14 protein-coding genes and 1 pseudogene are annotated in these 14932 nt (G+C 46.8%); 7 read left to right on the forward strand and 8 right to left on the reverse strand.

What is annotated here, in order from left to right; translation table 11 throughout:
* Nucleotides 1-26: 26 nt before the first annotated feature.
* Nucleotides 27-656 carry an FMN-binding negative transcriptional regulator gene (locus tag JGK39_RS12815; protein ID WP_293251731.1) on the forward strand — a complete coding sequence of 210 codons (630 nt, stop codon included), beginning with the start codon at nt 27-29 and terminating at the stop codon, nt 654-656.
* Between the two features lie 196 nt (nt 657-852).
* Here JGK39_RS12815 and JGK39_RS12820 read toward each other — a convergent pair whose 3' ends face one another.
* The 3 genes from JGK39_RS12820 to JGK39_RS12830 all read right to left on the reverse strand — a co-directional run bounded on the left by JGK39_RS12820 (nt 853) and on the right by JGK39_RS12830 (nt 2864).
* Nucleotides 853-1041, reverse strand: a complete 189-nt coding sequence (locus JGK39_RS12820; RefSeq protein ID WP_293251733.1) for a DUF5615 family PIN-like protein — start codon at nt 1039-1041, stop codon at nt 853-855.
* Nucleotides 1038-1319 carry a DUF433 domain-containing protein gene (locus tag JGK39_RS12825; RefSeq protein WP_265234957.1) on the reverse strand — a complete coding sequence of 94 codons (282 nt, stop codon included), beginning with the start codon at nt 1317-1319 and terminating at the stop codon, nt 1038-1040. The genes JGK39_RS12820 and JGK39_RS12825 overlap by 4 nt, the downstream gene beginning before the upstream one ends.
* Nucleotides 1320-1451: 132 nt before the next feature.
* Nucleotides 1452-2864 carry a cation:proton antiporter gene (locus JGK39_RS12830; protein ID WP_293251741.1) on the reverse strand — a complete coding sequence of 471 codons (1413 nt, stop codon included), beginning with the start codon at nt 2862-2864 and terminating at the stop codon, nt 1452-1454.
* On the opposite strand from JGK39_RS12830, the gene JGK39_RS12835 reads away from it, so the two are divergent.
* On the forward strand, nt 2788-3039 hold the full coding sequence (locus JGK39_RS12835; RefSeq protein ID WP_293251772.1) for a hypothetical protein: 252 nt from the start codon (nt 2788-2790) through the stop codon (nt 3037-3039). The genes JGK39_RS12830 and JGK39_RS12835 overlap by 77 nt on opposite strands.
* Before the next feature lie 22 nt (nt 3040-3061).
* On the opposite strand, the gene hisA is transcribed toward JGK39_RS12835, so the two are convergent.
* The 4 genes from hisA to JGK39_RS12855 all read right to left on the reverse strand — a co-directional run bounded on the left by hisA (nt 3062) and on the right by JGK39_RS12855 (nt 7653).
* The gene (hisA, locus tag JGK39_RS12840; protein ID WP_293251770.1) at nt 3062-3835 is read right to left on the reverse strand and encodes a 1-(5-phosphoribosyl)-5-[(5-phosphoribosylamino)methylideneamino]imidazole-4-carboxamide isomerase; all 774 of its coding nucleotides are present in this window, start codon (nt 3833-3835) and stop codon (nt 3062-3064) included.
* Nucleotides 3836-4003: 168 nt separating this feature from the next.
* A complete protein-coding gene (locus tag JGK39_RS12845; protein WP_293296496.1) occupies nt 4004-4693 on the reverse strand; it encodes a TIGR02117 family protein in 690 nt (229 codons plus the stop codon).
* A 254-nt stretch (nt 4694-4947) separates the two neighbouring features.
* A complete protein-coding gene (locus JGK39_RS12850) occupies nt 4948-6138 on the reverse strand; it encodes a glycoside hydrolase family 10 protein (protein WP_293251745.1) in 1191 nt (396 codons plus the stop codon).
* A gap of 105 nt (nt 6139-6243) precedes the next feature.
* Complete coding sequence (locus JGK39_RS12855) at nt 6244-7653, reverse strand: amidohydrolase (RefSeq protein WP_293251747.1); 1410 nt, start codon at nt 7651-7653, stop codon at nt 6244-6246.
* 311 nt (nt 7654-7964) lie between these two features.
* On the opposite strand from JGK39_RS12855, the gene JGK39_RS12860 reads away from it, so the two are divergent.
* The 4 genes and pseudogenes from JGK39_RS12860 (at nt 7965) to JGK39_RS12875 (ending at nt 12038) form a co-directional block, all read left to right on the forward strand.
* Nucleotides 7965-8735, forward strand: coding sequence for an isochorismatase family cysteine hydrolase (locus JGK39_RS12860; RefSeq protein WP_293251749.1), 771 nt, complete (start codon nt 7965-7967; stop codon nt 8733-8735).
* 439 nt (nt 8736-9174) lie between these two features.
* Nucleotides 9175-9627: a cupin domain-containing protein gene (locus tag JGK39_RS12865; RefSeq protein WP_293251751.1), complete on the forward strand. Its 453-nt coding sequence runs from the start codon at nt 9175-9177 to the stop codon at nt 9625-9627.
* Between the two features lie 407 nt (nt 9628-10034).
* Nucleotides 10035-11666, forward strand: a pseudogene (locus JGK39_RS12870) (CocE/NonD family hydrolase).
* A 12-nt stretch (nt 11667-11678) separates the two neighbouring features.
* Nucleotides 11679-12038 carry a DUF952 domain-containing protein gene (locus JGK39_RS12875; protein ID WP_293251753.1) on the forward strand — a complete coding sequence of 120 codons (360 nt, stop codon included), beginning with the start codon at nt 11679-11681 and terminating at the stop codon, nt 12036-12038.
* A 64-nt stretch (nt 12039-12102) separates the two neighbouring features.
* Here the strand turns inward: JGK39_RS12875 and JGK39_RS12880 are convergent, their stop codons facing one another.
* Nucleotides 12103-12243 (reverse strand): hypothetical protein, encoded by a 141-nt coding sequence (locus JGK39_RS12880; protein ID WP_366048867.1) that lies wholly within the window; start codon nt 12241-12243, stop codon nt 12103-12105.
* Between the two features lie 227 nt (nt 12244-12470).
* On the opposite strand from JGK39_RS12880, the gene JGK39_RS12885 reads away from it, so the two are divergent.
* Nucleotides 12471-14801 (forward strand): glycoside hydrolase family 31 protein, encoded by a 2331-nt coding sequence (locus JGK39_RS12885; RefSeq protein ID WP_293296498.1) that lies wholly within the window; start codon nt 12471-12473, stop codon nt 14799-14801.
* Nucleotides 14802-14932: the final 131 nt, after the last annotated feature.

The raw sequence follows: 14932 nt of genomic DNA on the forward strand, positions 1-14932 counted from the left end.
GAAGAGTTATAGAAGGTTAAATCGCTATGTACAGACCAAATGCTTTTCGAGAAGACGATAATGATAAGCTTGTTGCTTTCATGAAAGCTAATAGTTTTGCCACGTTCGTATCGATGGCTAAGGGTCAAATTTGCGCTTCACATATTCCTCTTGTCGTTACGGTGCAAGATGATGTTATTAAATTGAGCGGTCATCTCGCCAAACAAAATCCTCAGTGGCAAGGTTTTGAAAATGCTGAGTCACTTGCTATTTTTACTGGAGCGCACGCTTACATTTCTCCTGCTTTATATGAAAAGCATGAGAGCGTACCGACATGGAACTATATTGCGGTTCATGCCTCTGGTGTTCCCAAAATTATTACTTTTAATGACTCGCCGGAATCGATGGACAAGATGATAGACGGGATGATAAGCACCTATGAAGCTCGCTACAAATCGCACTGGGATGGTTTATCAAACCGGTATCGTGAAGGTATGATGAAGGATATTGTGGGTTTTGAGATGACTGTTACTCGGTTGGAAGGTAAGTATAAGCTCAGTCAAAACCGCAGCCTGGTCGATCGACAAAATGTCTCAAACGCACTTCTACAAAGTTCCGATCCGACTGCTCGTGCTGTGGGTGTGGAAATGCAACAGAACCTTGAGGCGGATGAGTAGCAATTGAGGACGATCGCGTTGCATACCCTACAGATTGAGCAATCAGATATACCGAACCTGATTTTCCATCTCATCCGCCGTTACTTGATTCAAAATTACTAATAATCGTTGTGCTATTTCTTGGAGTGGACGACGAAAAGGCAAAATTACGCCGTAGTGCGTTCGTGAGGTATCAAAATAAGCTTGTATAAGTTTTTTAAAGTCGGTTGTGCGTAACCAGCGTCCTTCTTTGGCTGACAGCGCAAGCAAGTTGTTCTTCATCACTTGCCTGAAGCTGTCCTGCATCTCTTACGGTTAGAGCATCAAAGCCTCTCGCTTTCAGCAAATCTGCTACTAATACATTAACATCCTCATCTAGGTACAAACAAATGAACAAATTACTCATAAATCTCGCACCAACGGGTCAATTAAATCATCAGGAATTCGGTTGCGTTCAATATAAGTGTTAATCTCATCTTGATGGTCGCTGTAATAGCTCAACGCATCGAATACCTGTGCCAGCGTTAGGTGAGGTAAACCGTTGGGAATTTCTTCTGGAGAGATGCCCATACGCCAAGTTTCAACGATCGCCCTAACAGATGTCCGCGTGCCCTTGACGATCGGCTCACCGCTGAGAATTTGCTCATCTCTGACAATGTAAAGATGTTCCGTTGTTTGAACCATAGCTGCAAATACCAGATTAAGTATTTTCCACAATTATAGTGCTTTAACTCGTTACCACTTAAAGCGAGGCAGAGCAAGAGTGATATCGGTTCCCAGGCTAAGCGCCTGGGAACCAGAGGACTAAAGTCCTCACTACAAACCTAATTTCTCACTGGAGGGTTTCTCGATAGCTGGAGGCTCAATCGTATCCCCAAAGGCAATCCGCAGAAAAGGCGGAGCTAAAAATGTCGTTAGAATCACCATGATAATAATCGACACTTCCAACGGTTTATCCAACACTCCGCTAGCTGAACCGATCCCGGCAAACACTAACCCGACTTCGCCCCGAGGAATCATCCCGACTCCGATCGCCCATCGATTGATTCCCGGTACACCAAACACCGCCCAACCTGTCACTAATTTGCCGACAATCGCCACCGCAATCAAAAATACCGCAATCAAAAGCCCTGCCCGATTATCCGGCACTGTTGGGTTCAAAACCCCCAAATCTGCGCGCGCGCCGACGGTTACAAAAAAGATGGGCACCAACAAATCGGCGATCGGCTTTACCAATTCATCCAACTCATTGCGAGTATCACCGTCATCCAAAACTAAACCGGCCGCAAACGCACCCAAAATCGCTTCGAGATGAATTGCATTGCCGAGAAAAGCCATGAAGAAAGCAAAGGTAAATGCCGGAATGACCATATTGCCGCGAGTTTTGAGTGTATGCACCAGCGCAGAAAAGGTTTTGTTAAAGACACCGCCCAACAGAATTGAACCTAACAGAAACGCAGTGGCACTGACTATCAAATAGATGACATTAACAACGTCAATTTCACCTGTTTTTGCTAAACTGGCGACAACAGCCAAGACAATAATTCCCAACACATCATCAATCACCGCCGCACCGACAATGATTTGACCTTCTTTCGATTGCAGCCGTCCCAATTCAGACAACACTTTAGATGTAATTCCGATGCTGGTTGCTGTCAAAGCAGCACCCGCAAAAATTGCCGGAATCGCTGCTGTGTGGAAAATAATCATCAAGCCCGCAGTACCGGCGGCAAAGGGAACTGCTACCCCGACACAAGCGACAACGGTGGCTTGAATTCCGACTTCTTTTAGTTGTTTGAGATCCGACTCCAAGCCAATTTCAAACAGCAGCACAATTACGCCCAATTCAGCCAAGACTGAAACGACTTCACTCTGCGATTCAAAGACGCTGGTGAGGGCGGCGGGAGATAGATGGTTGATCGATTGCAGCACTGTCATAATTCCTGAGTTGGATGCTGACAGCCCGCTTTCGGGAAAAACGATGAGATGTAAAGCAGATACGCCCACAATCACGCCTGCTACAAGTTCGCCCAAAACTGGCGGAAAATCAAAGTTCCTAGCTATTTCCGCGCCGATTTTACTGGCGAGATAGATCGCTACTAAACTCAGCAAAACTCCGCTGAGGACGATCGGCGAATTTTCTGGATCGAGTGTGGCTAACAAAGGTAAGGGAGCAATTAGCGATGCTATCCCTGAACTGAAAGCTGTAATCGTAGGGTTCAAAAACATGGTAAGAAGGAAGAAGGAAGATGGAAGATGGAAGATGGAAGATGGAAGATGGAAGATGGAAGATGGAAGAAGGAAGATGGAAGATGGAAGATGGAAGATGGAAGATGGAAGATGGAAGATGGAAGATGGAAGATGGAAGATGGAAGATGGAAGATGGAAGATGAAAAATTGGTAGCCACTTGAAGGAGACATGACTTTCAAGCAAAACTCGAAGAACCCAAATCTGGTGGAACATCCTGCCATCTTCCTTGTCCGACTGCTTGAATTGCTTCTTTTAGTATGATATCGCCGGTATAAATTGCTCTACCGACGATCGCACTTTTGACACCAATTGGTTCCAAAGCCAACAAACTCAACAAATCTGCGATCGAACTTACGCCGCCGGAAGCAATCACCGGAATCGAGATGGCGTTAGCAATTTCGCGCAAAGATTCCAAATTCGGGCCTTCCATGGTACCGTCGCGGTGAATGTCGGTGTAAATAATTTCCGCCGCCCCTAATTCTGCCATTTTTTGCGCCAATTCTGTCGCTAAAACTTCGGAAGTTTCCAGCCAGCCTCTGGTAGCAACTTTACCGTTTCTGGCATCGATTCCGACGAGAATTTGACCGGGAAATTCGGCGCACAATTCGCCGACTAATTGCGGTTGTTCGACGGCGACAGTGCCGAGAATGGCGCGCTGAACGCCTAATTTGAGAATTGCCGCGACAGAAGGGCGATCGCGCATTCCGCCTCCTAGCTGACAGGGAACGTCTACTGCGCGGACGATCGCCTCAATGGCTGCTAAGTTTACAGGATGACCTGCTTTTGCCCCGTCGAGGTCAACTAAATGCAGCATTGTGGCGCCTTCATTTACCCACTGTCTGGCGACTTCGACGGGATTTTCGTTAAAAGTTTGAGATTTCGCGTAGTCTCCTTGATACAGTCTGACGCATTTTCCGTCCAAAAGGTCGATCGCTGGAATTACATTCATAATTTGGTAATTGGGGAATTGGGAATTGGGAATTGGGAATTGGGAATTGGGCATCGGGAATTGGGCATTGGGCATTTGTGATTGGTGATTCGTTATTCGTTATTAGAATGGACAACCAACAAATAACAAATAACAACCAACAAATGACTGCTGACAACTGACTACTGACTAATGACTTCTACATTGACAACCGCTGTTTAAATGAAACATAATCGATGACGATAGAGTTGACCACAAAGGAGTATTGATTTCAGCTTCTCGCAAAGCTTCAGCCGTCCAATCGTTGCAATTTCTCAAAATCGAGTAACTGCCTTTTGCTTCATAAAAACTGTCGTTGTTGTGGTAGCCGTAGCTGATTTTCATTTTATTCCCTCCGGCATCTAATTGGAATGTATTTTTAATAAAATTCACTAACCTCAGATAATTTTCCCCACTGATTTTAACACATTTGGTTTCTTTATTTTGGGGAACAAGTCGATAACATTGAACGTGGAGAGTAGACGGAGTAGGGAGAAATAGCGCGTTGAAAGCTATAACTGGGTTGATGGTTGCTGAGGTGGGACTTTCCAGCATGAAAGCTCGATCTCCCCAGCCAAAAGATAAATATTTATAATCATAATTCGCATCCCGCCCTATTTGTGTTAGGGGCAAATATTGATTCCAGTTAAAGTATTGATTTTTAACTGGAACGATGATTTCGGTGTGGATGCCTTGGTTAGAAACTTGTACGCTAACTGTGCAAGTTTTTTGCGATGACTGTTCCCATTTTCGGGGAGTTAGGTATCCGATTGCAGCAAGGACAGCAATCAGACATAAATTAAGAATACAAATTCGGCAAATTAATTTACTATTCAACATAATACCTATTTCCAAGGTTCGTAGTGAGGACTTTAGTCCTTAATAATCTTAAAAAGAAGGACTGAAGTCCTTAGTACGAACTTTTAAGAAGGACTCAAGTCCTTACTACGAACTTTTAAGAAGGACTCAAGTCCTTACTACGAACCAAGAGGAAGAAGGACTGAAGTCCTTACTACGAACCAAGAGGAAGAAGGACTGAAGTCCTTACTACGAATCAAGAGGAAGAAGGACTGAAGTCCTCAATACGAACTGTTTTAAACTGGCGGGCGCTGCATCTTTGCGGGAAAGAATTCTTGCAAGGCCGAATTGCGCTGCTCGGGGGTTTCCTTTGCCCAACTCGATAAGCTTTCGTAGAAAAAGAACGACACGCCTGCAAAATTTCTGTTTCGGACTTCTTGCACTTGTTCTTGAATTTGTTGTAGCGGAATAGAACTATTTTTCAAACCTGTTAAAATGCCGATCGCAGTTGGAATGTGTTTTTTAGCCAGTTTGACTTCTTCTCGTTCCAATTCGGCATTAAAACGCTTGATATCGCTGCGATACACCTGTACTATAAGTTCTTCGATGTAACCGCGTCTTTCCCAGGTAAACCAGTCCTGCAAGTGGGCGGGTAAAGCAAAGTGCAAGGGATTGGGAGATAAACTAATAATACATTTTTGTTTGCGGGATTTGATGGCGCGGGAAATTCGCCCCATGAAGTCGTTGATTTTGTCGGCGCGCCAGCGGATCCAGAAGGTTTCGCGGGCGTCGTTGGAGGGAGGACTTTTGATTTGTTTTTCATACATTAACACTGTTTGCGGCTCGTAGCCAAACTCTACGGGCAAACCGAAATGGTCGTCAAATTGAATTCCATCTATATCATAATTATTGACAATTTCTAGGATTAAATCTAAGATAAATTTCTGCACTTCCTCATGAAAAGGATTCAGCCAAACTCGATCGTGCGTGCCTTCTTTCCAAATAGTTGAACCGTCGCGCCGCCTTGCCAGCCATTCGGGGTGAAGTCGGGCTAATTCCGATTCGGCGGGAGCCATGAAACCAAACTCAAACCACGGGATTACTGCTATACCTTTTTTGTGGGATTGTGCTATAATTTCTTTGAGTATGTCTCGGTCTTGCAATCCTGGTGATGGATCGATCGACTTTCCGAATACTTGTTTGGCGACAGCGCTGGGATACAGCGTATAGCCTCCTTGCCAAACCGTGGGATAAATGGTGTTAAAGTTGAGTTTGTCCAGTCGGTTTACAGCGTCAATGATGTTGTTGCGGGAGAAAATAACGTCGCTGTCAATATTAGTCAGCCAGATACCGCGCAATTCGGTTGTTGGGGTTTTGGGCGCAGTTTGAGCCTCCATGCGGGGAGAGAAAATGACGGTGGAGGTAAGGGCGATCGCAAAAACAACTATTAAAGCCAGTATCCCCCGCCATTTGTGCAGTTTAATCATCAATTTTTCCCAAACACCACAGTTTAACATCATACTGTAGGGTGCGCATGGCGCACCTTTATTCTTCAACCTGCGGAGGCAGGTTTTGTCTGTCTAGTCGCGGTTTCAAACGCCGAGGGGCAATTTCATCACTTGGCGGTAGTGCGATTCAATCTCGCCCACCATTGGCGATTGGCGCTGGCTGCTCCACTCGCTGCGATCGAATAATTGCCGCCTCAAACCATCAACATCAATCGTTTTCACCTTACCTTCAGCGACAATTTGTTTGCCGTTTACCCAAACGCTGTCTACCGCATTTGTCGGGCGTCCCAAAATTAGCAAGCCAATCGGATCTGTGCGAGGCAACAATGATAAACTGGTTAAATCGTACAGCACTAAATCTGCTTTTTTGCCGACAGTCAGCGAACCCATTTCATCGCCGAGATTCAACCCTTTTGCTCCTCCCAGCGATGCCATTTCTACAGACTGGCGCGGTGTAATCCAGTGGCGGTAATCCAAATCAGTGATATTGTGCAGAATCGAACCCATCTTAATAGCTTCCAGCAAATCTTGAGAGTCGTTGCTAGCGGCGCCGTCGCAGCCGAAAGATACGTTAACTCCGGCTTGGCGGTATTTCAAAATTGGTGCAATTCCGCTTCCTAGCCGCAGGTTGCTGAGGGGATTGTGTACGACTGTCGATTGAGTTTCTGCCATAATTGCAATATCAGAATCGTCGAGCCACACGCAGTGCGCTAAGGAAGTGCGCGGACTTAAATAACCAATTTGTTGCAAATGTTCGACGGCGCTACAGCCGTATTTTTCCTGAGCCAACTGTTTTTGAGCGGGTGTTTCTAAGAGGTGGGCGTGCAGGCAAAGATTGTAGCGATCGCCCAAATCGATGCAGCCTTCAAACAAAGCATCGGAACACAGTTGAATTCCCGTCGGTGCCAGCAACATATTAACACCTTTTTCGGGATTGTGAAACTGTTTTATGGCCGACTCCATTAACTCTAAAGTTGCCTTTGTCGAGCGAATGTAAGCCGCGTGTTCGATGCCGCCATCGCCCGCAGGCATTCCTGCTGTCAGGGATTCATCTTGAATTAGCGGCCCGATAAAAGCGCGGATGCCGATTTCTTGATAAGCGCGAACTGCGGCGGCGATCGTCTCTAATTCTTGCCCCGGAATCAAAACTAAATGATCGACTACGCTTGTGCCGCCCGAGAGCAATGTTTCTACCGCAGTACCCAAGGCGCTCAAGTAAACTTGTTCGGGATCGAGAGGGGTGAAATCGTACAGTTCGCCAATCCACAACTCCAGCGGTAAAGGAGGAATAATTCCGCGCTGCCACATTTCAGAAGAGTGTGTGTGCGCGTTGACAAAACCGGGTAGCAGCAGCTTATTTTTGCCATCGATTGCTGTTCCGGCAGAAGTTAAATTTTGGGCGATCGCACTTATGCAGTTATCCGCCACTTGCACGTCTACTGTTTCATAACCACTCTCAACTGCTATTAAAGCATTTTGAATTGTAAAACTCATACTATTTTAGATGTTAGATTGGAGAATCACTGCTGATGAATCAAGGGTTGGGAGATTGCCTACAATGGCATTTTTATTGTAAATTGTATCACATATTTACCTTTTTTGTGAATTCACATCTATTAATCTCGTTCCCAGGCATAGGCTGGGAACGCATACAACCGAGGCAGAGCCTGGGAATGACAAATAAATCCTAAAATTCATCAAAACAGTTGCGCCGGATACTTAATCTTAGCAAAGATTTAAGATATGACAAGTTAGGAACAATCAAATAGTCCTAAAATTGAAAGTGTTTTCAAATCCCAATTAATATGAATCCCGATCTGCTCCGCACCTTGGGCGTTGCGCCGAATGCTTGGAAAGTTGATGCTAAAATTGCCGACATCACGCGATCGCCGATCGCGCCTCAACCTGTTACCCTAGAAACAGAAACGAAAACCCTGCGTTTGGACTTAGCAAAAGCAGCAATGTTGGTGATAGATATGCAAAACGATTTCTGTCACCCCGACGGTTGGCTAGCACACATCGGCGTCGATGTAACGCCCGCGAGAACTCCAATTAATCCTTTACAAAATTTGCTGCCAAAATTGCGATCGCACGCAGTGCCGATTATTTGGATAAACTGGGGAAACCGCCCCGATTTGCTCAATATTAGCGCAGCTTCCCGCCACGTTTACAATCCCACGGGCGAGGGCGTAGGTTTGGGAGATCCGCTCCCCAAAAACGGCGCATCTGTGTTGATGGCCGGGAGTTGGGCAGCCGCCGTTGTCGATGAATTGGAACAGAAACCAGAGGATATTTGCATAGATAAATATCGCATGAGTGCCTTTTGGGATACTCCTTTAGATAGTATCCTGCGGAACCTGGGAAGAACTACACTTTTCTTTGCAGGAGTCAACGCCGATCAGTGCGTCATGGCTACCCTACAAGATGCTTGTTTTCTCAACTACGACTGCATTTTAGTCAAAGATTGTACAGCTACCACATCTCCAGAGTATTGCTGGCACGCTACTCTTTATAACGTTAAACAATGTTTTGGGTTTTTGTCTGATTCTCAGGCTATGTTAGAAGCAATTAAATAGCAGTCATTAGTCATCAGTCAGCAGTCATTAGTCAGCAGTCATTAGTCATTAGTCATTAGTCATTAGCGCGAGGGTCCCGCCCCGAGCGAACGTTATCAGTCATTAGCGCGAGGGTCCCGCCCCGAGCGAACGTCCAACGTCCAACGTCCAACGTCATTAGCAATAAACTTGGGAGGTTGAGCCACGGACTAATGACTCTGAATACTCAGTAATGACAGCAGAAACATATAGCAACCGTCCGTGACGGTTAGGAAGTTCTTAATTGCTAAAATCCTGGGTTCTCTTCCCTCTTCCCTCTTCCGACTTCCATCGGACTTCCATCCTTTACATCCGTTACATCCGTTACATCCGTTACATCCCGTACACTGCTCGTTGCCGAACTTCCTTCTTCCTTCTTCCTTCTTGCGGCTATAACAACTCACAACTCACAATAAAAAAAATGACAAATCACTGCATGATTCCTGTGATGAAATCTCCTCAAGATTATCAAGCATTTCGCATCAGTCCTGGCGATACTAATAGATTAGCCATAGTCTTCGATCCAGCAACCGCCAATGCTTCATTAACTGTTTGCGTCGAGATTTTCGATCCGGGCGGCAAAACTCCTCCCAACCGCCATCAATTGGCAGTAGAAATGTTTTTTGTACTCAAAGGAAGAGGGCAAGCAACCTGCGACGGCAAAACAGTTAGTATTAAACCGGGTGATAGTTTGTTAGTGCCTCCAACGGGCACTCACGTCATTGAGAATACGGGTAGCGAACGTCTTTACACTTTGTGCATTATGGTGCCGAATGAGGATTTTGTGGAACTAATTCGCAGCGGTATGCCAGTCGAACTCGATGAGGAAGATATGAGAGTTTTAGGGCGATCGGATGTACTCGTACCGTGTTAGGTTCGTAGTGAGGACTTCAGTCCTCAAAAGAAACTACTAAACGCGCTAGGTTCGTAGTGAGGACTTCAGTCCGCAAAAAAAAGACTAATCGCGCTAGGTTCGTAGTGAGGACTTCAGTCCGCAAAAAAAAGACTAATCGTGCTAGGTTCGTAGTGAGGACTTCAGTCCGCAAAAAAAAGACTAATCGTGCTCCGCAAAAGAAAGACTAATCGTGCTAGGTTCGTAGTGAGGACTTCAGTCCGCAAAAGAAAGGACTAAAGTCCTCACTACGAACCTGAAAAGACTAATCGTGCTAGGTTCGTAATGAGGACTTCAGTCCTCAAAAGAAAGGACTAAAGTCCTCACTACGAACCTGAAAGGACTAAAGTCCTCACTACGAGCCTATTTTTTAATTATTTTCATAATTTATGCTGAAAGTTTGCCCGAAAGAAACAGCATCAATGCTAACTAGAGATGGCGTGCGTTTGGATGCTGACATCTACCGCCCCGATGCGGCGGGCGAATTTCCAGTATTGTTAATGCGCCAACCTTACGGCAGGGCGATCGCATCTACGGTAGTATATTCCCATCCCGCATGGTACGCCAAACACGGCTACATCGCTGTCATCCAAGACGTGCGGGGGCGCGGCACCTCTGAAGGCGAATTCAACCTATTTGTTAGCGAAACAGCAGACGGATTTGATACAGTCAATTGGGCCGCAAATTTACCCGGAAGCAGCGGGAAAGTGGGAATGTACGGCTTTTCCTACCAAGGCATGACTCAACTCTACGCAGCGGCTGCTAAACCCAGCGCCTTAATTACAATTTGTCCGGCCATGGTAGGCTGCGATTTATACGCAGATTGGGCCTAGGAAGGCGGCGCATTTTGTTTGCAATCAAATCTGAGTTGGGCAATTCAGCTAGCCGCCGAAACCGCTCGCTTAAACGGCGATATTTCTGCCCATCAATCCCTCTACGCAGCTTCGAGAAATCTGCCACTATACGATACCGTTCCGGCTCGTCCCGAGATTATTAAAAATCTGGCACCCGATTCATATTATCACGATTGGCTCGATAATTATCAACCGAGCGAGTATTGGGATAAACTCTCACCAAATCTCAAAGAGTTAGACTTGCCGATGCTGCACGTTGGCGGTTGGTTTGATACTTATTTGCGGGGAACAATCCATCTTTACCAGGAAATGGCGGCCCGGAGTTCCTATCCGCAGCATTTGATTGTTGGGCCTTGGGCGCATTTACCTTGGGGGCGAAAAGTTGGAGGGCCCGATTGCGGTTTGGCAGCTTCTAATCCTGTGGATGAGTTGCAAATTCGCTGGTTCGATTGCTTCCTCAAAAAAGTCGATACAGGAATATTAGATGAGCCGCCAATTTCTTTGTTTGAAATGGGGAGGAATGATTGGCAAAAGTTTGATAAGTGGCCTCACAATAATCATAAATCCTATTTTTGGGCAACTAACGGACTGGCCGCGATGCGAGAAGATGCGGGGATTTTAACCGAGATTTGCGCGGATGTTTGCACTGATGATATATTTGTACACGATCCTTGGCCGCCGGTGCCGTCTTTGGGAGGACACGCGGCTTTTCCTGCTGGTTCGTTTGAGCGATCGACAATTGACTGCCGCACCGATGTGTTAACATACACTTCTGCACTGTTTGCAGCAGATTTGCACCTTGCAGGAGAGGTATTTGTCGAAGTATTTTGTACCGCAGATGCGCCGAGTTTTGATTTGTGCGCCATACTTTCGGAGGTCAAAGATAATGGTAGCGTTTACAATTTTACTCAAGGTTACGTGCGGGTGAATTCAGGTACAACACCTGTGAGAATTGTGCTGCAATCAACTTGCATGCAAATTGCGCGAGGTAATGCTTTGCACCTGAGTTTGAGTGCGACTTGTTTTCCCGCCTATGACGTGAATCCGGGAACTGGTGCGCCTCCGGGTGCGGCGCGGTTAATTGATGCTAAAATTATGACGCTGACAGTAAGTTGCGGCGGGAGTTGTCCTTCTCAGATTTTACTGCCAATTGTCGATCGCACTTAAAACCATCTAACTATGAGCGTTATCTTTCACATCACCCGCAGCCAACAGTGGGAAGAAGCAAAACAAATCCAATCCTATCGCGGAGATACGCTAGATACAGAAGGATTTATCCACTGTTCAACTCTGCCGCAAGTTTTGAAATCTGCCAATAAATTCTTTGTGGGACAAACAGGATTGCTGCTGCTGTGGATTGACTCGGAAAAAGTAGCATCTGAACTTAAGTATGAATTGGCCGCAGGTGAGGATTACCCGCACATTTACGGGCCGCTGAATGTGGATGCTGTGTTGAAAGTTTTTGAGTTTGAAGCGGGTGCCGATGGCAACTTTGAATTGCCGGCAGAATTAACAGCAACTATCAACAAACAGGCTTAGTATCCTGTGAAGATACTTCCGTTTTTAACTAGCGAGAGATTTGCTGTTAAAGGTATTTTTTAGTCTAAACTCCAGGAATAAACTTGGGCGGATATTCAGCTTTCAGATAGTCCATTACATCGTAAATGGTGATGCGCGTACCCGCAATTGTGAGTCCGCCTTCTGTACGAACGAGCGCAATTGTGGCGTTGGATGTCGCAGTCATAATTACATCACAGGAATTTATGAAATTTTCCAATTCTCTAAGCTTCTATATATTAAGAGCGCATTTATTACTAAAGCGGTTATAAGTATTTTTCTTAAAAAGGTTTTTAGTCTAATACAAAATCTATCTGTTGGTAGCATTTGCCGTTACTGCTTCTAACCTAAGAGAGAGCGTAATTTTATCTCTACACTGCCATCATAGTTAGAAACCGAAACCTAAAACTATCCATGCCGCAATACTTCGGAAAACTCCAAACCACAGAACAGCCTTGGTCAACCATCGGCCCTGTACAATCGATCGACAAAACCGATCGCACAATTCACTTCAACTGTACCAATGCCACTATTAAAATCAGCGTACTCGCACCGAATTTAATCCGAGTGCGAAGGTCCCCGACAGGAGAATTCACAACTCGATCGCACTCCGTAACTCTCCCCGACGAAGAATGGCAAATTGTACCTTTTGAAGTGCGAGAAACTGCGGAAAAAATCGAAATTGAAACAGCACAAATAACAATTTCTGTCAAGCGCGATCGCACTTCCATCGAATGCTTTGACAAATCGGGAAAACCCTTTGCAAGCGACTGCGATCGCGCCCTAGGATGGCGCACAGGAGCAACCGCAGCCTGGAAACGCATCGAAACAGACGAGCACTTCTACGGTTTCGGCCAACGCACCGGCTTGCTAGACAAACTCTCCGAAGTCAAGACAAACTGGACAACCGACGCCCTCGACTACAATTCGCAGACAGATGAAATGTACCAGGCGATCGCATTTTACATCGCCCTGAATCCCGATCGCGCTTACGGCATCTTTTTCAACACCACATTTTGGAGTCAATTCGACATCGGCGCGGAAACACCAGGGGTTTTGCGGATGGAAACCAGAGACACGGAGCTCGACTACTACATCATTTACGGCCCGGAACTCGCCCAAATTCTCGCCACCTACACGCAGTTGACCGGCCGGATGCCGATTCCGCCAAAAGGGGCGCTGGGATACCACCAGTGCCGCTGGAGCTACGAATCCGAGGACGTTGTGCGGCAGTTGGCGAAGGAATTTCGCGATCGGGCGATTCCCTGCGATGTCATCCACCTCGACATCGACTACATGCGCGGCTACCGCGTTTTCACTTGGATCCCGCAGCGTTTCCCCGATCCGGCGAAACTGATCGCAGATTTGAAAGCAGCGGGCTTTAAAGTGGTGACGATTGTCGATCCCGGTGTCAAGTACGAACCGGAGGCAGGTTACGAAATATTCGATCGCGGTGTGGAAAACGACTATTTCGTCCGCACCGCCGACGGAAAGCTCTTCCACGGTTACGTTTGGCCCGACAAAGCCGTGTTTCCCGACTTTATGCGCCCCGACGTGCGCCAGTGGTGGGGGGAATTGCACAAAAGCCTTACAGATATTGGGATTGCGGGGATTTGGAACGACATGAACGAACCTGCGATCGCGGAACGACCTTTTGGTGATGGCGGCGAACACATCTGGTTTCCGCTGGATGCACCGCAGGGCCCGGATGACGATCGCACAAATCACGCCGAAACCCACAATTTGTACGGGTTGATGATGGCGAAAGCTTGTGCTGAGGGGTTGCAGAAGTTGCGGGGCGATCGGTCTTTTGTGCTGACGCGATCGGGTTTTGCGGGCGTACAGCGTTACTCTTCCGTGTGGATGGGCGACAATCAATCCTTGTGGGATCACTTAGAAATGTCGCTACCGATGCTTTGCAACATGGGACTTTCCGGCGTGGCGTTTGTCGGTTGCGACATCGGCGGTTTTGCGGGGAATGCCACCGCTGAACTGTTCGCGCGGTGGATGCAGGTGGGGATGCTGTATCCGTTGATGCGCGGTCATTCGGCCATGAGTACGGCGCAGCACGAACCGTGGGTTTTTGGCGATCGCACCGAGCAGATTTGCCGCGAATACATCAATTTGCGCTATCAACTTTTGCCTTATATTTACACGTTGTTTTGGGAAGCTGCGATGACGGGAACGCCGATTTTGCGACCGCTACTGTATCATTTTTCGGGCGATCGCACAACTTATCACCTTTACGATCAAGTATTGCTCGGCCCGTCGCTAATGGCTGCACCCGTTTACCGGCCTGGAGTCGAGCACCGCGCCGTGTATTTGCCGGAGGGTACTTGGTTTGATTGGTGGACGGGCGAATGCTATCACGGCCCGATGCACATTTTGGCTGATGCGCCTTTGGAGAGAATGCCGCTTTACGTGCGGGGCGGGGGGATAATTGCGATCGGGCCTGTGAGGCAATTTGTGGGCGAAGAACCGCTTGATTCATTAAAAATGCGAATTTGGCCCGGAAGCGGTGAATGGACGCTTTATGAGGACGACGGACACAGTTTTGAGCGCGAAAAAGGTGTCTGGGCTGCGACTAATTACAAGGTGTATTTGGAAGGGGAAAAAATCATCGTTGAAATTGCGGCGCGCGAGGGAGAGTTTGCAATTTGCGATCGCGAAATTACTGTAGAAGTTGTTGGGATTGGGGAACAGCAATTTACTGATGATGGTACAGGGAAGCGTTTGATATTTTAAGTGTTTTTGTCAGTGATAGCTAATTTTAACTGGTTTGTAGTCAGGACTTCAGTCCTCTTCCTTTTAAGAAGGACTAAAGTCCTCACTACCAACCTAATTGTTTGTAGTCAGGACTTCAGTCCTCTTCCTTT

This window comes from Microcoleus sp. PH2017_12_PCY_D_A, from assembly GCF_020738565.1.
Lineage (GTDB): Bacteria > Cyanobacteriota > Cyanobacteriia > Cyanobacteriales > Microcoleaceae > Microcoleus.